The sequence below is a fragment of the Actinophytocola sp. genome, assembly GCF_035712165.1.
Classification (GTDB): Bacteria; Actinomycetota; Actinomycetes; order Mycobacteriales; family Pseudonocardiaceae; genus DASYTH01.
The window spans coordinates 17,853-37,582 of sequence record NZ_DASTBH010000398.1; the positions used below are offsets into that span (position 1 = coordinate 17,853).

Below are 19,730 nucleotides of genomic sequence, written 5' to 3' on the forward strand. Positions count from 1 at the left end.
CTTTGATCAGGCAACTTTTTTGCGGTGTGGATTTCTCCGGTGACGACAGGAGACTCCGGGATCTGACGGGGTTGGAACAACCCGGTGATCGGCATCGTAGACCCAATGCCGGGTGGCGGCGACCAGAACCCGACCTGTCTCGAGCGAGCCGCGTGACCTCTATCACCACGTCAGAGCGACTATCACCGGTAATTACGCCGATGCGGAGCGTGAGCGGAGCCCGAACAATCACGGATTGTCCCAGTTGTGGACATCCGTGACACGTAGGGAGTACAACGACGTGCGTCCATCAAGCAGCGCCAGGACCTGGCGATATCGCGCCACCCGCGCGGCCGCCGCACTGACCATCGCCGCGGCAGTGGTCACCGGGGGTGCCGTCACGACGGCCTCGGCCGCCGACAACCCCTTCCAGCGGGGCCCCGACCCGACACTGGCCAGCGTCAACGCCACGCGGGGAACCTTCGCAACCACCCAGTCCAACATCTCGTCGCTCGTGAGCGGCTTCGGTGGTGGAGTCATCTACTACCCGACCGACACCAGCCAGGGCACCTTCGGTGCCGTGGCCATCTCGCCGGGCTTCACGGCCAGGTGGTCCAGCCTCGACTGGCTCGGCCCGCGCCTGGCCTCGTTCGGCTTCGTCGTGGTCGGCATCGAGACCAACTCGACGCTCGACCAGCCGGACTCCCGGGGCACCCAACTGCTCGCCGCGCTGGACTGGGCGGTCAGCAGCAGCCCGGCGGCCAGCCGGATCGACCGCAACCGGCTCGCCGTGGCGGGCCACTCGATGGGCGGCGGCGGCACCCTGTCGGCCGCCAACCGGCGTCCCTCGCTGCAGGCGGCGATCCCGCTCGCACCCTGGCACACCACCAAGAGTTGGTCCAACGTCCGGGTGCCCACGCTGATCATCGGCGGCGAAGCCGACAGCGTGGCGCCGGTCGGCACCCATTCCGAGCTGTTCTACGGCAGCATCAACGGAACCGAGAAGGCCTACGAAGAGATCAACAACGCCAGCCACTTCTTCCCGCAGACCGCGAACGCGCTGCAGGCCCGGCTGATGATCTCCTGGCTGAAGGCGTTCGTCGACAACGACACGCGCTACGTACAGTTCCTGTGCCCCGGCCCGTCCGGGAGTGACACGCAGGAATACCGGAACACCTGCCCATTGACCGTGTAGGTACTTCCGGGGGTGTGTGGAACTCCGGGTGGCTTCGTGCGGCCGCCCGGAGTTCTTTTGCTACTTCCCGCGGGCGTTCTCCCGGTACACCTGCGGCGGCATGCCGGTGAGCTTTCGGAAGATGCGGCTGAAATAGGCCCGGTCGTGGAAGCCGACCCGGCGGGCCACCACCTGGATGCTCTCGTCCCCCTCGCGCAACCGCTCCTTGGCCTGCTCGATGCGCAGCCGGTTGAGATAGTCCCAGGGGGACAGTCCGAGCTCCCGGTGGAACAGCCGGCTCAGGTAGTCCTCGCTCATCCCGGCCGCCTTCGCCACCTGGCGCCGGGTGATCTGGTGGTGGTAGTGCTGGTGCAGGTAGGCCAGCGCGTGCCGGATCAGCAGGCTGCCCCGGTGCGGCACCGGGCCGGCCGGGTTGAGCAGCCGGCCGAACAGCTCCACCGTCTCGATCTCGGAGAGAATTCCCTTGCCCAGCAACACTGCCCGGGGATGCGGCTCGGCCCGCGCGACGTCGTGGGTGGACAGTGCGCCGGTGGACAGCACCAGGGCCGGCACGTCCGGACCACCGTGCAACCGGTCCAGCACATCCAGGCCGTCCATGTCGGGCAGCGTGGTGCCGAGCACCAGCAGGCTGGGAACCTCCTGACCCAGCAGGGAAAGCGCGGTGCTGCCGTCCCCGGCGACCAGGACCAGATGACCCGGGCGGGCCTGGGTCGCGAGCCTGCGGTACAGCGCCTGGGTGTCCGGGTCGGGATCGGCGATCACGATCGGGCCGGCCGACTCCGTGGGACGCGCCCACCGGATCGCCTCGGCCAGGTCCCGGGCCCGGCTGGTGCCGTAGACCAGGAACGGGGTGCGCCGCAGCCTCGGATGCTCGTGCAGGTGCCGCACCACCGACCAGTCCTCCGGCCCGGTGTCGGCGAGGTCCCACGCCACCCCGGCCGGCCGGTGTTCCTCCAGCAGCGCGCCGGCATGCAGTTGCCGCACCGGAATGCCCAGCCTGCGCCCCACCGCGGCGGCCTCCTGCGCGGCCCGGGCGCCCGCGGCCAGCAGCAGCGGATCGGCGAGCCGGCCGGCGGCGCCGGGCTGCCCGTCCGGCGTCGGCAGCGGGAGCGCCACCTGGAAGGTGCCGCCGTCCGGGCGCGGTTCGAACCGCAGCGAGCCGTTGTGCAGCGTGAGCAGTCGTCTGGTGATCGGCAGCCCGACCCCGAGGCCGTCCTGCGGGGACATCCCGCCGGTGCAGCTCACCCGGATCCGCAGGTGCGGCAGCAGCACGTCGGCCGCGACGCTGACCCGGCCGGTCCCGGCGGCGAGCCGCTCGGCACTGCCCAGCAGGGTGACCAGCGCCTGCCGCAACCGCCTGCGGTCGGCCAGGATCAGCGGCAGCCGGTCGGGCAGCCGGGTGCGGAACACGTCCTCCAGCAACGCGCCCGGGTCGACCAGCTCGGCGGACAGGTCCAGGGTGTCGATCTCGGCCCTGGTCAGGTCCAGCAGGTCGGAGATCACCCCGAGCTGGTGTTCGGCGCTGACGTTGATCTCCTTGAGCCGGTCGGCCAGCCCGGCGGGCGCGGCCGGTGCCGACTCCACAGATTCCAGCGCCAGCGCGACCTGCCGCAGGATGCCCTCGACCGGGGTGCGCAGTTCGTCGCTCACGCTGGACAGCAGGGTGGTCTTGATCCGGTTGGCCTTCTCGGCGGCGTCCCGGGCGTCCCGGACCGCGCCGAACAGCTTGATCTCCTTGAGCGCGGCGCTGATCTGGTCGCCGAGGGCCCGGTACACCGCGCCGTCCCGGGGACCGACCTCGAACAGGCCCAGCCCGAACAGCTCGTCGTTGACCGAGAAGGGTTCGGCCACCATCGCGAACCGCCGGCCGGCCGGCAGCGCCCCGTCCAGCGTCGCGGGCGAGTCCAGGGCCAGGTGCCAGTGCGGGATGCTCAGCCCGGGTAGCTGGCGGTCCAGCACCTCGGTCAGCGCCGGCACGTCCACCACCGAGGAAAGGGCATTCCCGAGCTCCCGGAGCCGCCGGGCGGTCTGCTCGGCGTTCCAGCGCTCGTACTCCAGCCGGCGGCGGCCGGCGTCGGCCACGATCAGCCGGGCGGTTCCCAGCAGTCGCTCGGCCCGGGCCAGCATGGCGCCGGTGAGCGGCGGCAGGAACTCCCGGCGCACCGCGAGCAGCGCCGCGTCCCACGCGTCGGTCTGGTGGCTGCCCAGCACCGCGGCCCGGACCAGCCGGTCGACCTCGTCGAGGAACTCCGATCCGCCGGTACCGAGCGCGCGGCCGAACGCGTCGCGCAGTTCCTGCAGGGGCAGGTCGGCGGCCGGGGTCGCGGCGACCGGTTCGGCGTCGGCCGTCAGCGCGTCCGGACACCCGCAGGACCGCCGGATGACCAGGGTCGACGCCGGCGCCGGGCGACACGGGCCGGACAGCCGGCCCATCCGGACCAGCAGGCTCTCCACGGCCAGCGCGCCCAACTCGGCGAACGGCATGGACACCGAGGTCAGCGGCGGGTCGGTGAGCCGCGACTCGGGGGAGTCGTTGATGCCCACCACGGAAACGTCCTGCGGTACCCGGACACCGCGCTCGGCGAGCACCCGGAGCGCGTCCACCGCGAGGAAGTCGCTGCAGGCCACCACCGCGTCGAAGTCGACGCCCGGCCGCAGCCCGCGAGCGTCCAGCAGCACCCGCATCGCCGCCGCGCCGGCCTCGCGGACGAAGTCCACCGGAGCCGAGACCAGCGTGCGGTCCAGCGGGATCCGGTGCCGGGCAAGGGTGTCGACGTAGGCGCGGTAACGCTCGCCGGTCACCGGGTTGGCCACCGGCCCGCGGATGAACGCCAGCCGGCGTCTGTTGTGGATCTCGATGAGGTGGCCGATCGCGTTGGCCGTGCCGTGGTAGCTGTCCAGCGCGAGCGGCAGGTCGTCCGCGCCGATCGTGCCGTTCACGCTGACCATCGGCAACCGGCCGAACCGCTGGGCCAGCCGGGTGGTCCGCTCATGCCCGGCCGGCAGCCCCAGCGTGGAGGTCCAGCAGATCAGCCCGTCCAGCAGATCCGGTGCCACCAGGTCGTAGATGGAGTTGGGCGGCCGGTCGGTGGTGCGCACCTCACCGCCGGGAAAGCAGATCACGTTGATGTCGTGCCGCCGTGCCGCCTCCAGCACCCCACTCCACAGGGTCGCGCCCACCCCCAGGTGGATGTTGGCCGTGACCAGGCCGATCGTCAGCCGGTCCGTCATGATCGCCTCGCAGTCCCCGTTGACTCACCGCAACATAGTGTTTACGGAATTGGCGAGGGAAGGCAAGGAACTGGCCCCCGTCGGGCGGGACGGGGGCCGTTTTGCCGATATAACTACTGGTCAGGCGACTCTGCCCACACCGGCGCCGTTCATCACGATCGACTTGACGTTCGCCGACGGGTCGATCGCGACGCTGTACCCGAGCGCCCGCACCGAGCCGGTGCAGCCCGAGGTCGAACCCGACGAGTTCACCAGCGTGTTGTTCCGGGCCACCAGCGCACCCGGAGGGGAACTGCCTTCACCGCAGTGGTAGGCGTCGGAGGTGTTCTCGAAGTAGTTGCCCTCGACCAGAACGCCGGCCTCGAGGGTGGACGCGACGCCGTAGCTGCGCACGCCGCCGTAGTAGTTGTTGAACACGTGCACCGCGTTGCCGAACCGCACCCGGGGGTGGCGCTGGTTGGTGCCGTTGAACCAGTTGTGGTGGTAGCTCACCCGCAGGTGGCCCCGGTCCTGGCTGCCGTTGCTGTCGCTGTGCCCGAGCAGCATCGTCTTGTCGTGGTTGGAGAACTTGTTCCACGACACGGTGATGTTGTCCGAGGCCCGCTTGATGTCCAGCGCGCCGTCGGCGCCGTTGAAGTTGAAATCGTTGTGGTCGATCCAGATCCGGGTGGACGCGTCCTGGACGTTGATGGCGTCGTCGGACCAGTTGCGGAAGTTCAGGTTCTGGATGATGACGTTGGTCACGCCGTCGATATCCAGGCCGCCGCCGGTGATGCCGGAGCCCGAACCGACGCCGAGGAGCGTCTTGTTGGACCCGACGTCCTGCATGCCGCTGATCGAGACCATGCCGCTGATCCGGATGACCGCGGCCGAGCTGGACTGCATGGCGCTGATCAGCGCCGAGCCGCTGGTCACGGTGATCGGAGTGGCGTTGCCCCCGCCGGTGGTGCCGGCGCCGTACCCGGTGGGCGTGCCGACGGCCGAAGCGGTACCGGCCGCCCATACGGTCAGTGCCGCGGCCGCGGCGACCGTCAGGCCGCCGGCCAGCGTTCGCCTCGCGATGGATTTACGCATCGGTGCGTTCTCCCTTTCTGCCGTGGATCCTTTGTGCCCCTCGGGAACCACGCTAGAGAGGTATTCATGGATAATCGCGCACGACCGGTGGACGATTGTGGATCTGCGCTTATCCCATGGCGAAGCTGGGGTGCGGCGGCTGGTTGTAGCCCGTGTTCTGCCAGGCCACCGCGAGCCGGTACTGCCGGTCCTGCATCAGCGAAACCCGCGAGATATTGGTCGGGTCGGTGGTGGAGTAGATGCGCAGCGCCCGATTGTCGGTGGTCGGCCAGATGACCTCCTCGCGCCAGTCGCCGAGGATGTCGGCGGACAGCGAGGGGGTCGATTTGGTGCCGTTGTTGGAATGCACGCTGGACGCGGTGAGCAACCGGGTGTCGCCGCCGGTGCCGTACTTGTCGATGTGCGTGCCGTCCAGCAACTCGCGCTGGGCGTCGCCGTCCCACCAGATCACGAAGTTGGTCGAACCGGGCTTGCGGCTGGCCACCTGCGCGCCGTTGGTGGCGCTGCGCAGCCCGGCCACCGCCGAGGACCACGCCTCGGCGCCCGGGTTGCCGGCCCAGACGTCCGCCGCGACCGCCCGGCCGTTGTCGCAGCCGCAGGATGGCGCGCTCCACAGGATCTGGCCGGTGCGGGCGTCGCCCATCCAGTGCGCCACCTCGGAGGTGGTCTCGGACGGCTTGAACACCTCAAGACCCGGCCGGGACGGGATGAGGTCGCTGACGTGGTAGGCGTCGCCGTGGTGGGTGTTGTTCTGCCACAACCCGTTGCCGTTGTCGTCGACCGCCATGGAGCCGTACAGGATCTCGTCGCGGCCGTCGGCGTCCACGTCGGCGACGGAGAGCTGGTGGTTGCCCTTGCCGGTCCAGGCCGAGCCGTTGGTCGAGGAGCTGGAGTCGAACGTCCAGCGCCGGGTCAGCGCGCCGTTTCGGAAGTCCCAGGCCGAGATCACGCTCCGGGTGTAGTAGCCGCGCGCCTCGATGATGCTCGGCCGGGAGCCGTCCACGTAGGCGGTGCCGGCCAGGAACCGGTCCACCCGGTTGCCGTAGCTGTCCCCCCAGCTGGAGACGGTGCCGCGGGGCGGCGTGAAGTTCTGCGTGGCCAGGATGGCGCCGTCGGTGCCGCGGAACACGGTGAGGAACTCCGGGCCGGACAGGACGTAGCCGCTGGTGTTGCGGAAGTCGGCCGAGGAGTTGCCGATCACCTGCCCGGTGCCGGACCGGCTGCCGTCGGCGGTCTTCATGACCACCTCGGCCCGGCCGTCGCCGTCGTAGTCGAACACCTGGAACTGGGTGTAGTGCGCGCCGGCGCGGATGTTGCGGCCCAGGTCGATGCGCCACAGCCGGGTTCCGTTCAGCCGGTAGGCGTCGACGAACACGTTGCCGGTGTAGCCGGACTGGGAGTTGTCCTTGGCGTTGGTGGGATCCCACTTCAGCACGATCTCGTACTGGCCGTCACCGTCGAGGTCGCCGACGCTCGCGTCGTTGGCCGTGTAGGTGTAGCTGACCCCGTCCGGGGTGGTACCGCCGGCCGGCAGCTGGATCGGCACGTCCATGCTGGTGGCGGTGATCCGCACGCCTTCCTCGGCGGCGGTGTCGACTCCGGCCGAGACCGGCCGCACGGCGTAGGTCGCGCCCGCGGGCGCACCCTTGTCCAGATAGTTGGTGGCCGAAAGCGGCGCGGAGTGCAGCGGCACCCCGTCCCGGTAGACGACGAACGTCGTGCCCGGCGCGTCGCCGGCCAGCAGCCGCCAGCTCAGGAACACGCCCTCGGCGGTCTGGATGCTCACCAGACCCCGGTTCAGCCGTTCGGCCTGCGGCGCCGGGGCGGCACCCGCCGCGACCGGGGCCGACACCAGCCCGACCGCCAGAATCGTCGCCGCCAACAGCGCGCGTCCACCACGCATCGCACCCATGAAGCGCCCCGTTCCCTGTGCGAGATGTCCCCGAGCCCACGTTAGAACGCGGAGTGTGGACAATCGCGCACAGGGTGTGGACGATCCTGGGTCAGGCCCGTCCGGCTCCGGCTCGCAGGGTGACCAGAAGCGGGACTATGCGGGGGTTGTCGATCCGGGTGTGCAGGGTCGGCGTCCAGCCGGCGTCCGTGCCGAAGTCCGGGTCGTTCGCGGCGTTGTAGACCGCGATCAGGTCGATCGGTTCGGTCCGGTGGCGCGTCTTCAGCACGTTGTCCCGGGCGGTGAGGGTGGTGCCACCCCAGTTGAACAGCAGCGCCGCCGGGTCGAGGTCCGGATGCAGTGCGAACGCGTTGCTCTCGGCGAAGATCTTCGACTGGACCCCGACGCCGAGCGCGTAGATGAACGGCGCGGGATCGGGCACCACGTAGAAGTTGTTGTAGACGTGCACCTGGCCGAACCGCACCCGGGGCAGGCGCTGCAGGTTGTTGTGGAACAGGTTGTGGTGCACGGTCACGTTCAGTTTGCCCGGGTCGGTGGTCGAGGTGTTGGACGACCCGATCAGCATGGTCTTGTCGTGGTCGGTGAACCGGTTCCACGACACGGTCACGAAGTTCGACCCGTTGGTGATGTCCAGCTGGCCGTCGTGCACCTGGAACGGCTGCCCGAAGTAGCGGGGCTGGGCCGAGTCCGGGTTGTCGCCGTCGGTGAACGTGTTGTGGTCCATCCACACGTGCGTCGCACCGGTCAGGGAGACGTTGTCGTACAACGAGTTCCACGCGCCGAGCGCGCCGTCCGTCGGATCCCACTGCGGGAAGCAGTCGGCCGCGTCGACGAAGTTGATGTTGCGGACGATCACGTTGTCGACCCGGTCGACGTGCAGGTTCAGGCCCTTGAGCACGGCCCGCGCGCCGAGCCCGACGATCGTGGTGCCGGCCCCGACCTTGAGCTTGATCTGGCGGGTCTGGGCCGCGGCGGAAGCCACCCGGGCGTCCTCCAGCGGTCCCTCCGGTTCCCGGTCCCGGCCCCACACCGCCGGGTCGTAGGCCGCCAGGTAGGCCTCCAGGGTGTAGCCGCCGGTGGCGTAGTCGGCGCAGTCCAGCAGGGCGCCGTCCGGGCCTTCGTTGCCGTCGATCTCGCCGCGCACGTAGATGATCCGGGGAGCCGGGGCGGCCAGCGCCGCCACCAGTTCGGCCCGGGTGGCCACCACGTGCACGCCCGTCTCGGGGGCCGCCGAGCCACCGGTGGTGCCGGTGCCCTCGGCCGCCCACCCGTCCCCGGCCGGCAGCACCTGCCGGCCGAGGGGGAGGTGGTGGGTCGCCTGCGCGGGCGGCGCGACCGCGAGGGCCGCGACCGCCAGCGCGACGGTCAGCAGGGAGCTTCGTTTCATCGCCGTACCTCTCACCTCAGCCGCCGGTGCGCTGCTTGTGTTTGGCCTGCGCATCGGTGAACTTGGCCGCGAACTGGTCGAGGAAGTCCCGGGCGGACATCTGGCCGAGCAGCACCTTCTGGAACAGCGGCTCGGTCTCGGTCTTGGTGATCGCGTTGAACTCCGGCAGGTAGTAGGGCAGTTGCACCACCTTGGTGCTGGAGTCGGTCAGCACCTTGGTCGCCTCGGCGATGTGCTGCTGCTTGGCCAGCCACGGCTCGTCCCGGACCTCGGAGTTCGCCGGCAGCACGCCGGTCTTCTCGGCCCAGTAGCTGTTCATCGCCTTGCTGGCGGCGAACTCGGCGAACTTGAACGCCGCGTCCTTGTTCTTGCCGCTGGCGAACACGCCGATCCCGGACACCGGGTTGGACACCACGGTCCGGTAACCCTGGTCGGACTTGGGCACGGCGTACGCGGCGACCTTGTCCGCGCCGAGCGCCTTGACGTGGTCGTTGTAGGAGCCCAGGTTGTGCTGCATGATCGCGATCGAGCCGCCGTCGAACTGGGCGACCATCTTGGGGAAGTCGTTGGTCACGTCGGCTTCCGGCGTGTTCTTCTTGTACAGCGCGACGAGCTTCTCCAGCGCCGCGACGTTGCGCGGGTCGTTGACCGTGGCCTTGCCGGACCCGTCGAAGATCGACGTGATGCCGGACTGGCCGTAGATCACCTCGAGCATCTGGGCGATCGAACCGGCCCCGCCGCGGATGGTGAACCCGTACTGGTTCTTGCTCTTGTCGGTGAGCTTGTCCACGTCGGTGAAGAACTCGCTCCAGGTCTGCGGGGGCTTCAGGCCGGCCGTGCCGAACCAGTCGGTGCGGTACCAGTACATGCCCGTGTTGGTGGACATCGGCACCATGTACAGCTTGCTGTCCGGGATGGCGGCCTTGACCGTGTTGACGACCTGCTCGTTCAGCTTGCCCTTCAGCGAGCTGTTGTTGACCCGGTCGTCGACCGCGTCCAGTGCCTGCTGCGGCACGAGGTTGGCGAGCATCGCGGTGCTCACCCCGCCCACGTCGGGCAGGCCGCCGCCGGCGATGGCCGTGTCGTACTTCTGCTGGATCTGGGCGATCGGCACGCCGACGTACTCGACCTTGATCGTGGGGTTGGCCTTCTGGAACTCGTCGATGATGTGCTGCCAGACCGGGGTCCGCGCCGGCCCGCCGTTGTCGTCCCAGAAGGTGATGTTCGTGGTGCCGCCGCCGGAGCTCGACTCGGAGCTGTCGCCACACCCGGCCACGGCCAGGCAGGCTGCCGTCACGAGCGCCACCGCTCTCCACCAGCGCGAGTTCACCATGGGTTCGCCTACCTTTCCGTTTCCCTGCCGGCAGTTGCTGCCATTGCCTGTGCCTCGTCACGACCGCGCCGTCCGTCGGCCACGAACGTGACCACCTGTCTGGTCAGCGAGTCGGTGAGCACCAGAGGCTGCTGCCAGGCAAGGGAGGATCCGATTCCCGGGTACTCCTCGACCCGGACGAACCACGGGTCGGACGACCCGGGTTGCGCGAAGATCAGCGTCCAGTCCCGGCCATCCGGTGCGGTGCCGGACATCGCGACCCAGGGCGCCCGGTCGCCGTTGATGCCGTCCTCGCCTTCGGTGTCCACTGTGAACACCGAACGTCGTGTCGCCGACGCGGGTGCGCGCCAGAAGAACCCGCCGTACCCGGCGCCGGTCCGGCCCTTGGTCGCCGAACTGCGGATCTGCACCGGGGCGTCGGTGAGGTTGGTGAAGGTGAAGCGGAAGTCCAGCACCCAGCACCCTTCCGGTTCGCCGAGGCGGGCGGCGACGGTGCGCTCCTCCCGCAGGATCGGCAGCCCGTCGCGGTCCAGCCATTCCAGGTGCTCGACGAAGCCGGTCGCGTCCCGCCGGGCGAACCGCAGATGCCGCTGCTGACCGTGGTCGCCGAGCCAGGCCGGCCCGCGTCCGGTCTGGTAGGTGCGGCCACCCCAGAAGTTGCCGCCGCCGACGTCGGCGATCGCGACCCCGGCGCCGAGATGGTGCACGTGGTCCTTCGGCTGCGTCTCGGTGACCGGGAGCCCGCCCAGGGTGCACACCGGATGCAGGTACGGCCGGGGCGAGACGGTCCGCGGCAGGTCGGGTCGCCAGTGGTAGGTGGCGACCTCCCGGTCGGCCACCCGCAGCATGTGCTTCGCCGGAGCCCAGCCGGTGTCCAGTTCGGAGTAGAGGGCCAGGCGCTGCGCGCTGCGCGCGGTCAGCTCGGCGACCCCGGGCACCGTCCGCTGCGCGGTCGCGGGGTCGATCTGCTGGTACGCCAACGGAATCGGGGCCGGATCTGGGGCCTGCCGGATCGCCTCGACCACCTGCATGAAGGCGCCGGCCCGGCTCAGCGGGACCAGCAGTTGGGCGCCGGTGCGCACGTGTGCGATCAGGTTCTCCAGCAGGTCGGTGCGCGCGTGTCGGGTGACGGTCTGTCCGATGTGGATCTCGTCGGTGGTGTAGGTCAACCGGGCGGTCTCGGTTTCGCCGTGCACCAGCAGGTACGGTTCGGTCCGGCCGGCGGCGCACAGCGACACCGCGACCGTGATCTCGGTGCCGGCGGCCAGCCGCAGCCGCACGCAGGAGGTGTCGTCCGCCTCGATCGGGTTGGCCCGGTACAGCTCCACGTCGATCTCGGTCACCGCGCCGAGCTGCTCGGCCTCGGCCACGGCCAGCGCGGTCGCCACCGCGTGACCGAACGGGTTGGTCAGCGCGCCGTCGGTGACCGCGACACCGGCCAGCCGGCGCCGGCCCGACCAGTCCGCGCGGGTGAAGTAGGCGGGCGGCCGCTGCCAGGCGCCGGCCACCCCGATGCCGCGCACCCGGCCGATCCGCCCGTCGGCGATCACCTTGCGCAGCACCGGAATCGCGTCCGAACCCAGGCTCTGGAAGCCGACCTGGCAGGCCAGCCCGGTCGACCGCACGACCTCGGAGATCCGGTCGAAGTCGGCCAGCGACCCGGCCGGCGGTTTCTCCAGCAGCAGATGCGACCCGGCCAGCAGCGCGGTGCTGGCCAGCGCGGCGTGCGTGTGGATCGGCGTGACCAGCACGGTGACCTCGGCGCCGGTGTCCTGGATCAGCCGGCCGAGGTCGGCCGACCGGGCCGGGTCGCCGAGCCCGGTCAGCGCCTCGTCCGGCACCGGCCGCACGTCGCACACGCCCACCAGCCGCGCCACCCCGGCGGCGGTCAGCCGGCGCAGGTTGTCCAGATGCCAGTGCCCGTGCCCGTGCGCTCCGGCGAGCACCACGCGGACCGGCTCAAGTGGACCGTTCATCCCTTCACCGCCCCGGCCGACAGTCCCTGCACCAGGTAGCGCTGAACCACGGCGAACACCAGCACGACCGGCACCGCGGCGACCACGCCGCCCGCGGCCAGCGCGCCGAAGTCCACACTGAACTCGCCGAGGGTGAAGGCCAGCCCGACCGGGATCGTGTACTTGTTCTGCTGGCTGATGAACATCAGCGCGAACAGGAAGTTGTTCCAGCTGTGGATGAAGGCGAACGAGCCGACCGCCACCAGCGCCGGCCGCAGCAGCGGCAGCACCACGATCAGGAAGCCGCGGAACCGGGAGCACCCGTCCACCCAGGCGGCCTCCTCGAGCTCCAGCGGAATGTTGCGGATGAAGCCGGACAGCAGGATCAGCGACAGCGGAAGCTGGAACACGGTCTCGGCGATCACCAGGCTCCACAGCGAGTTCACCAGCTCGAGCTCACGGAACGTCTGGAACAGCGGGATCAGCATCATCGCGCCGGGGATGAACTGGGTGCACAGCATCGCCACCAGGAACGCGGTCTTGCCGCGGAACCGGTAGCGGGCCAGCGCGTAGCCGCCGGACAGCGCGATCACCGTGGTGGCGACCAGGGAGGCGACCCCGACCTTCAGGCTGTTCTCGAAGAACACCCCGAACCCGAGCCCGTTCCACACGGTGTCGAAGTTCTCCAGCGAGACCGGCCAGGGCAGCAGCGTGGACGACCCGCGCGGGCGGACCGCGAAGACCACCATCCAGTAGAACGGGACCAGCGTGAACACCAGGTACAAGCCCAGCGGAACGTAGATCTGCCAGCGGCTGGGGCGCAGCCCGTTTCGCCGGCGTGCGGGTACCTGCGGCGGGGGAGTGCTCGGCGCGGCCGGCCGGGTCTGAACCAGCGTCATGACCGGGCTCCGAACTTGCTCAGCCGCAGGTAGAGCACGGAGAAGAAGGTGAGGATCACGAATCCCGCCATGGTCAGGGCCGAGCCGTAGCCGAAGTTGTGCGACTGGGCGGCGGTCGCGGCCACGTACAGCGGCAGCGTGGTGGTCTGGTGCGCCGGTCCGCCGCCGGTGAGGGTGTAGAGCAGGTCGACGTTGTTGAACTCCCACACGGCCCGCAGCAGGGTCGCCAGGATGATGGCGTCCTTGAGGTGGGGCAGCGTGACGTGGTAGAAGCGGCGGATCCGGCTGGCGCCGTCCACCGACGCCGCCTCGTAGAGGTCACGCGGGATGGTCTGCAGGTCGGCCAGCAGCAGGATCGCGAAGAACGGCACCCCGCGCCACAGCTCGGCGACCACCGCGGCGGCGAACACCGTGTCGGGGTTGGCCAGCGGCGCGGCGCCGTACGGGATCAGCCCCATGTCGGCCAGGTAACGCGACATGCCGGTGGTCGGGTTGTAGAGCAGCACCCAGATCCCGGTGGTGAGCACGCCGGACACCGCCCACGGCGAGACCACCATGGCTCGGGACAGCGCGCGGCCGATGAAGGTCTCGTTGATGATCAGGGCCAGGATCAGGCCGAGCACCAGCTGAAGCAGGACCTCGACGACCACCCACTTGGCCGTGAAGCCGAGGCTCTGCCAGAACAGCGGGTCGTGGAACAGCATCCGCTCGAAGTTGTCCAGCCCGGCGAACCCGTTCTCCCACGGCTTGCTGACGAAATGGTGTTGCAGGCTGTAGTAGAAGACGCTGACCATCGGGTAGACCAGGAACGCCAGCATCGCCAGCACGGCAGGGGAGATGAGCAGGTACGGCACCCAGGAGCCCCGGCCTGGGCGGAGCCTGTGTCGCCGCGGAACCACCTCGGCGACTGCCATAGCCGACGACTCCGTTCTGTCGCGGATTGTCCACAGAGGATATGGAGGAACACGTGGACAATCGCGGACAGCGTGTGGACTATGGCGTCACCCCGGCCATGATCACGCGGACCGCTCCGAGTCTCCGATCCGCGGGAAGGGCTTGGTGGAGAAGATGACTTCCACCGGAACCTCAAAGTACTCCGCGATGCGCAGCGCGAGATAGAGGCTGGGGCTGTACTCACCCCGCTCCAGGTAACCCACGGTCTGGTAGTGCACACCGAGCGCGTCGGCCAACTGGCGGCGGGAGATGCCCCGTTCGACCCGCAACATGGCGATGCGGTTGTGAATCGACTCCGTCATAGCCGGTGCAACACCTTCTGCCGGCGCTCGTCGACGGCGGAGCCGGACTCGCGCCGGGCCATCCGGCGCAGCACCACCGGAGCCAGCACCAGGCCGACGACCGCCCAGGTCCCGAGCACGGCGATGGTCTCCAGGGTCCGCCAGGACTCGGTGATCTCCACCGCGGCGGCCGCGTCCGGCAGCAGCGCCGAGCGCATGCCCAGGCCCAGCCAGTACACCGGGAAGAGTTGCGCGACGCCCTGCAACCAGGCCGGATTGCCGCTGATCGGCGTGAACACCCCGGAGATGAAGGTCAGCGCGCCCACCGCGAGCAGCCCCCAGCCGGCGATCGCGCGCGGGCTCTTCATCAGCGAGCCGATGACCATCCCGATCGGCAGGGTGGCCAGCAGGCCGAGCGGGAACACCCACAGCAGGTTCAGCCCGCCGGCGAGGCCCGCGCCGAACAGGCCGTCGATGACCAGCAGCGCCGGCACCAGCATGGCCACCAGCATGGTCGCGGTCTCCAGCGTGACCCGCAGGATGTGACCGGTGATGTAGCCGATCATCCCGTCCGGGACCGCCTTGGCGCGCAGCAGGGTGCCGTCCTCGCGTTCGGCGGACAGCGCGTAGCCCGCGCTGACCATGCCGGTGTACACGGCCAGCATGCCGAGCAGGCCGGGCAGCGCCAGCGTGGCCAGGGTCAGCGACGTGCCCGCCACGGTGTTGTTCCGGTTGAGGTAGAGCACGACCAGGAAGAACGCCGCCACGATGAAGTAGTTGATCACGTCGGGCACGCTGCGCATGGTGGCGGTGTACTCGATCCAGCCCCGGCGCAGGCCGTTGCGTACCGCGTTCGTCATCGTCCGGCTCCTCCGAACACGGCCAGGGCGTCGGTCGGGTTCCCCGACTCGAAGCCGCGCACCATGGTGATGTAGGTGTCCTCCAGCGATGCCCGGCGCACCTCCAGGTCGGCGATCTCCGCGCCGTGCTGGGCGAACAGCGTGCGGACGAACTCGGTGCCGTCGTCGGCGGCGTGCACGAAGGTCTCGTCGCGTTGCCGCCAGCGCACCTCGGTCTGGCCGGCCACCTGCCGGGCCAGCGCGGCGGCGCTGCCGTCGGCGACGATCCGCCCGCCGGCCAGGATCAGGATGCGGTCGGCGAGCTTCTCCGCCTCGTCCAGGTCGTGCGTGGTGAGCAGGATCGTGGTCTCGTCCCGGTCGGCCAACCGGTGCACCAGGTCGTGGAAGTCCCGGCGGGCCTGCGGGTCGAACCCGGCGGTGGGCTCGTCCAGGAACAGCAATTCGGGCCGCCCGACGATGCCGATCGCCACGTCCAGCCGGCGGCGCTGGCCGCCGGACAACGTCATGATCTTCTTGTCGGCGCATTCGGCCAGGCCGACCGCGTCGACCAACTCGTCGACGTCGAACGGCCGCCGGTAGGGCGCGTAGTACCGGCCCAGGTGGCGCAGCAGTTCACGGACCCGCCACTTGCCGTGGTCGCGCCAGGACTGCAGCACCACGCCCAGGCGCGCCCGCCAGGACTCGTCGCCCCTGGCCGGGTCCACCCCCAGCACGCTGACCTGCCCGGCGGACCGCAGCCGGAACCCTTCCAGGATCTCGATCGTGGTGGTCTTGCCGGCGCCGTTGGGCCCCAGGAGGGTGACGACCTCGCCGCGCAGGGCGGTGAAGTCGACCCCGTTGAGCACGTCCACGGATCCGTACCGCATGCACAGGTCGTGCACCTCGATCGCAGCAGTCATGCGCTTCTCCGTAATGTCACCCCGGCAATATATAGCAGGAGTACTACAACGCCAATGCCGCTGCTGTTCCGGCGCGGCGGACGCCGGTCTAATGTCCTGCCCACCATGGCATCGCTTCGGAAAACCCCTGCTCACGATGACGCGGCGGCAGGCAGGCTGCCGCTGGGCGTGCGGTCCGGCTACGCCGTCGGTTCCCTGGTCACCGGCGCCTTCGGCACCGTTCCCGGCCTCCTGCTGCTGCCGTACCTGACCGACAGCCTGGCCGTGCCGGCCTCGATCGCGGGCCTGCTGGTCCTGCTGCCCAAGGCCTGGGACGTCGTGTTCAACCCGGTGGCCGGGCGGATCAGCGACCGCACCAGGACCCGGCTGGGAGCCAGGCGGCCGTACCTGCTCGCCGGTGGGATCGGGGTCGCCATCTTCTTCGCGGCCATGTTTCTCGGCCCCGACACCGGCTCGGTGGCCGCCGACGCGCTGTACGTCACGGTCACGTTCCTGCTGTGCGCCACCGCCTTCGCGCTGTTCCAGGTGCCGTACAACGCCATGCCGGCGGAGATCACCCAGGGCGAGCACGAGCGCACCCGGCTGACCACCATGCGGATCGCCGTGCTGGCGGTGGCGATTCTGGTCAGCGGGGCGGGAGCGCCGGCGATCCGGGACGCGGTCGGCGGCAGCGCGGGCTACCGGGCGATGGGGATCGCCGTCGGCGTGCTGATCCTGCTCGGCACCCTCGGCGTGTTCTTCGGCACCGCCCGCGCGCCGGTGGCCACGGTGAAGCCGTCGGTGGCGACCTGGCGCGAGGCGTTCGCCGCGGTGCGGGCCTGCCGGCCGTTCCAGGTGCTCCTGGTCGCGTTCGTGATCCAGGCGGCGGGCATCGCCACCCTGCTGGCCGGGGTGGACTACCTGGCCCGCGTCGTGCTCGAGGACACCAGCCTGCAACCGCTGCTGTTCGCCGGGTTCGTCGCGCCCGCGCTGCTGGTCATGCCCGTCTGCCAGTGGGTGGCGGCGCGCTGGGGCAAGCGGGTCGGCTACGTCCTGGCCTCGCTGGTGTTCGTCGTGGCCATGCTGGGCGTGTTCGCCGCCCGGCTGGTGCCGGTGCCGGTCGTGCTCGCCGCGGCGGCGCTGTCCGGCGTGGGCTACGCCGGCATGCAGGTCTTCCCGCTGGCCCTGCTGCCGGACGTGATCAGCGCCGAGGAGCGGCGCACCGGCCAGGTCCGGGCCGGCCTGTTCGCCGGCGTGTGGACCGCGGGGGAGACGTTGGGACTGGCTCTCGGGCCCGGGCTGTACGGGCTGGTGCTGGCCGTAGGCGGCTACGTGTCATCCTCGGCGGGGCAAGAGGTGGACCAGCCGGACAGCGCGCTGACCGCGGTGGTGGTCGGCGCCGGACTGATCCCGGCCCTGTTCACACTGGCCGCACTGCCACTGCTGCGCCGGCGGATGTGGGACGAAGCATGAGCATTCCGCCCGAAGGGCTGCCCGCCGAACAGGTGCTCGCCGAGTTGCGCGCGCTGCGCGCAGGCGACCTGCCCACCCACGGCGGCCGGACCCTGGCCTACGTCTACGACAGCGGCCGCGGCCTGGACGAGCTGGGTGCGGCCGCACACGCGCTGGCCAGTTCCGCCAACGGGCTGGACCCGACCGCGTTCCCCAGCCTGCTGCGGATGGAGAACGACGTGGTCGCCGCGGCGGCGGCGCTGCTCGGCGGGGGCGCCGGCAACGTCACCTCGGGCGGCACGGAGAGCTGCCTGCTCGCCGTGTACGCCGCCCGGTCCGCCCGTCCGGACATCGACGCGCCGCGGATCGTGCTGCCGGCCACCGCGCATGCCGCGTTCCACAAGGCGGCCCGCTACTTCGGCGTGGAGCCGGTGATGGTCGGGGTCGACCCGGACACCTTCCGGGCCGACCCGGCCGCCATGGCCGCGGCCATCGACGAGCGCACCGTGCTGGTGGTGGTCAGCGCGCCGTCCTACGCCCACGGGGTGGTCGACCCGGTACGACCGGTCGCCGCGGCCGCGGCCGCGCGCGGGGTGCGCTGCCACGTGGACGCCTGCATCGGCGGCTGGCTGCTGCCGTACCTGCGCCGGCTCGGCGCCGAGGTGCCCGACTTCGACTTCTCCGTGCCCGGCGTCACCAGCATCTCGGTCGACCTGCACAAGTACGCCTACTGTCCGAAGGGGACGTCGGTTCTGCTGCACGCCGACGCCGACCTGCGCCGGTCGCAGTACTTCGCCAGCGCCGCCTGGCCCGGCTACACGATGCTCAACTCCACGGTGCAGTCCACCCGCTCCGGCGGCCCGCTCGCGGCGGCCTGGGCGATCATCCGGCACGTGGGCGACGCCGGGTATGCCGAACTGGCCGGGCGCACGCTGGCCGCGACGCGCGCGCTGCGGGCCGGGATCGACGGCATCGACGGGCTGCGGGTGCTCGGCGAGCCGTGCTCGTCGCTGCTCGCCGTCACCGCCACCGGCGACGACCTCGACGTGTTCACCGTGGCCGACGAGATGACCGCGCGGCGCTGGTACGTCCAGCCGCAGTTCGCGCACGGCCCGTCGCCGGCCAACCTGCACCTGACGGTGACCGCGGCCAACCACGGCTCGGAGCCCGAACTGCTCGCCGACCTGGCCGCCTCGGTCGCCGCCGCCCGGGCGCAGGGGCCGGTGCGGGTGCCGCCGGAGGTGGTGGACGTGATCGCGGCGCTGGACCCGGCGACCCTGACCGGGGAGCAGTTCGCCGGCCTGCTGGCCGCGGCCGGCCTGGGAGGAGCCGGGCTGCCGGACCGGATGGCCGGGGTGAACGCGTTGCTGGCCGCCGCGCCGGCGGCGCTGCGCGAGCGGGTGCTGGTCGAGTTTCTCGGCCTGCTGTACACGCCGGGCCACTCGGAGTAAGCCGAACGGACAAATACGAACCCCATTCGGGTTATGGTCGGATCCGATCTTTGGTCACTAAGGTGATGTTCGGCATGTTCAGCGCGGCAACGTCGCCGTGGAAGATCGGGGTTGCTCATGCGCACATCTGATCCGCTGGTCAACAAGGCCTCGTCCGTCCATACGCGCCTCACCGCAGGCGGTCTCGCCGTTCTGCTCACCACTGCGCTCGCTCTGGCCGGTCCACCGGCCGCGGGCGCCGACCCGCGACCCACGGCCGTCGTGTCGCTCGGCGACAGCGCGATCTCCGGTGAGGGCGCCGGAAACTACGAACCGGGCACCAGGGGGGAGAACGGCGACTGGTGCCACCGCTCGGCCAACGCGCTGATCCACCGCACCACGCTGGCCGACCGGACGATCAACCTGGCCTGTTCGGGCGCCAACTCGGCGAACGTGTCGCTGGCCGACACCACGCACTACACCGAGGGCTCGCAGGCCCGCCGCCTGATCGACGTCGCCCGCGCCAACCGGGTCACCGCCGTGGTGGTCCAGGTCGGCACCAACGACGAACCGCAGTTCGCCGACACGATCCTGGACTGCATCGAGGCCTGGCTCAACCCGTTCGGATCGAGCTGCGCCTCCCGGCTGCGCACGCAGTGGCCGCAGCGGCTGGCCGCGATGGCGCCCCGGGTCGAGCGGGCGCTGGCCGACGTGCGGTCCGCGATGAGCCAGGCGGGCTACGCCGACGCCGACTACAGCCTGGTGCTGGCCTCCTACGCCTCGCCGGTCACCGAGCGGATGGACGAGATCCTGCACGGCCCGCAGGGCTGCCCGTTCCGCCTGTCCGATGCGCGGTACGGCCGGACCGAGGCGGTCCCGCAACTGTCCGCCGCGCTGCGGGGCGTCGCCC

Annotated in this window: 15 protein-coding genes; 4 read left to right on the forward strand and 11 right to left on the reverse strand. The window is 70.5% G+C overall.

The window, feature by feature from the left end; all coding sequences use genetic code 11:
- The first annotated feature begins 256 nt into the window (after positions 1 to 256).
- Entirely contained in the window at positions 257 to 1,174 is a 918-nt protein-coding gene (locus VFO68_RS22060; RefSeq protein WP_414635548.1) for an alpha/beta hydrolase family protein, read from the forward strand.
- A gap of 60 nt (positions 1,175 to 1,234) precedes the next feature.
- Here VFO68_RS22060 and VFO68_RS22065 read toward each other — a convergent pair whose 3' ends face one another.
- The 11 genes from VFO68_RS22065 to VFO68_RS22115 form a co-directional block, all read right to left on the reverse strand.
- Entirely contained in the window at positions 1,235 to 4,405 is a 3,171-nt protein-coding gene (locus VFO68_RS22065; RefSeq protein ID WP_325160256.1) for a substrate-binding domain-containing protein, read from the reverse strand.
- A gap of 120 nt (positions 4,406 to 4,525) precedes the next feature.
- Positions 4,526 to 5,479, reverse strand: coding sequence for a pectate lyase family protein (locus tag VFO68_RS22070; RefSeq protein ID WP_325160257.1), 954 nt, complete (start codon positions 5,477 to 5,479; stop codon positions 4,526 to 4,528).
- A gap of 109 nt (positions 5,480 to 5,588) precedes the next feature.
- Positions 5,589 to 7,382, reverse strand: a complete 1,794-nt coding sequence (locus VFO68_RS22075) for a rhamnogalacturonan lyase (RefSeq protein WP_325160258.1) — start codon at positions 7,380 to 7,382, stop codon at positions 5,589 to 5,591.
- 100 nt (positions 7,383 to 7,482) lie between these two features.
- Positions 7,483 to 8,778, reverse strand: a complete 1,296-nt coding sequence (locus VFO68_RS22080) for a pectate lyase (RefSeq protein WP_325160259.1) — start codon at positions 8,776 to 8,778, stop codon at positions 7,483 to 7,485.
- Positions 8,779 to 8,794: 16 nt separating this feature from the next.
- Positions 8,795 to 10,075, reverse strand: a complete 1,281-nt coding sequence (locus VFO68_RS22085; RefSeq protein ID WP_325160260.1) for a sugar ABC transporter substrate-binding protein — start codon at positions 10,073 to 10,075, stop codon at positions 8,795 to 8,797.
- A gap of 44 nt (positions 10,076 to 10,119) precedes the next feature.
- Complete coding sequence (locus VFO68_RS22090) at positions 10,120 to 12,087, reverse strand: DUF6807 family protein (RefSeq protein ID WP_325160261.1); 1,968 nt, start codon at positions 12,085 to 12,087, stop codon at positions 10,120 to 10,122.
- On the reverse strand, positions 12,084 to 12,965 hold the full coding sequence (locus tag VFO68_RS22095; RefSeq protein ID WP_325160262.1) for a carbohydrate ABC transporter permease: 882 nt from the start codon (positions 12,963 to 12,965) through the stop codon (positions 12,084 to 12,086). The genes VFO68_RS22090 and VFO68_RS22095 overlap by 4 nt, the downstream gene beginning before the upstream one ends.
- Positions 12,962 to 13,819, reverse strand: coding sequence for a sugar ABC transporter permease (locus VFO68_RS22100; RefSeq protein ID WP_325160263.1), 858 nt, complete (start codon positions 13,817 to 13,819; stop codon positions 12,962 to 12,964). Before VFO68_RS22100 ends, VFO68_RS22095 begins: the two co-directional genes overlap by 4 nt.
- A 162-nt stretch (positions 13,820 to 13,981) precedes the next feature.
- Complete coding sequence (locus tag VFO68_RS22105) at positions 13,982 to 14,221, reverse strand: helix-turn-helix transcriptional regulator (protein WP_325160264.1); 240 nt, start codon at positions 14,219 to 14,221, stop codon at positions 13,982 to 13,984.
- Positions 14,218 to 15,060: an ABC transporter permease gene (locus VFO68_RS22110; protein ID WP_325160265.1), complete on the reverse strand. Its 843-nt coding sequence runs from the start codon at positions 15,058 to 15,060 to the stop codon at positions 14,218 to 14,220. The genes VFO68_RS22105 and VFO68_RS22110 overlap by 4 nt, the downstream gene beginning before the upstream one ends.
- Complete coding sequence (locus VFO68_RS22115; RefSeq protein ID WP_325160266.1) at positions 15,057 to 15,959, reverse strand: ABC transporter ATP-binding protein; 903 nt, start codon at positions 15,957 to 15,959, stop codon at positions 15,057 to 15,059. Before VFO68_RS22115 ends, VFO68_RS22110 begins: the two co-directional genes overlap by 4 nt.
- Positions 15,960 to 16,064: 105 nt before the next feature.
- Between VFO68_RS22115 and VFO68_RS22120 the strand changes: the two genes are divergently transcribed.
- From VFO68_RS22120 to VFO68_RS22130, 3 genes are all read left to right on the forward strand, one after another.
- Entirely contained in the window at positions 16,065 to 17,411 is a 1,347-nt protein-coding gene (locus tag VFO68_RS22120) for an MFS transporter (RefSeq protein ID WP_325160267.1), read from the forward strand.
- Positions 17,408 to 18,841, forward strand: a complete 1,434-nt coding sequence (locus tag VFO68_RS22125; protein ID WP_325160268.1) for a pyridoxal phosphate-dependent decarboxylase family protein — start codon at positions 17,408 to 17,410, stop codon at positions 18,839 to 18,841. Before VFO68_RS22120 ends, VFO68_RS22125 begins: the two co-directional genes overlap by 4 nt.
- A gap of 117 nt (positions 18,842 to 18,958) precedes the next feature.
- Positions 18,959 to 19,730, forward strand: a 772-nt coding sequence (locus VFO68_RS22130) for a hypothetical protein (RefSeq protein ID WP_325160269.1), incomplete at its 3' end; no start/stop codon positions are given.

Coding starts and splice junctions, on each gene's coding strand:
- VFO68_RS22065 (WP_325160256.1), bottom strand. CDS start 4,405: ATGACGGACCGGCTGACGATCGGCCTGGTCACGGCCAACATCCACCTG.
- VFO68_RS22070 (WP_325160257.1), bottom strand. CDS start 5,479: ATGCGTAAATCCATCGCGAGGCGAACGCTGGCCGGCGGCCTGACGGTC.
- VFO68_RS22075 (WP_325160258.1), bottom strand. CDS start 7,382: ATGCGTGGTGGACGCGCGCTGTTGGCGGCGACGATTCTGGCGGTCGGG.
- VFO68_RS22080 (WP_325160259.1), bottom strand. CDS start 8,778: ATGAAACGAAGCTCCCTGCTGACCGTCGCGCTGGCGGTCGCGGCCCTC.
- VFO68_RS22090 (WP_325160261.1), bottom strand. CDS start 12,087: ATGAACGGTCCACTTGAGCCGGTCCGCGTGGTGCTCGCCGGAGCGCAC.
- VFO68_RS22095 (WP_325160262.1), bottom strand. CDS start 12,965: ATGACGCTGGTTCAGACCCGGCCGGCCGCGCCGAGCACTCCCCCGCCG.
- VFO68_RS22105 (WP_325160264.1), bottom strand. CDS start 14,221: ATGACGGAGTCGATTCACAACCGCATCGCCATGTTGCGGGTCGAACGG.
- VFO68_RS22110 (WP_325160265.1), bottom strand. CDS start 15,060: ATGACGAACGCGGTACGCAACGGCCTGCGCCGGGGCTGGATCGAGTAC.
- VFO68_RS22115 (WP_325160266.1), bottom strand. CDS start 15,959: ATGACTGCTGCGATCGAGGTGCACGACCTGTGCATGCGGTACGGATCC.
- VFO68_RS22120 (WP_325160267.1), top strand. CDS start 16,065: ATGGCATCGCTTCGGAAAACCCCTGCTCACGATGACGCGGCGGCAGGC.
- VFO68_RS22125 (WP_325160268.1), top strand. CDS start 17,408: ATGAGCATTCCGCCCGAAGGGCTGCCCGCCGAACAGGTGCTCGCCGAG.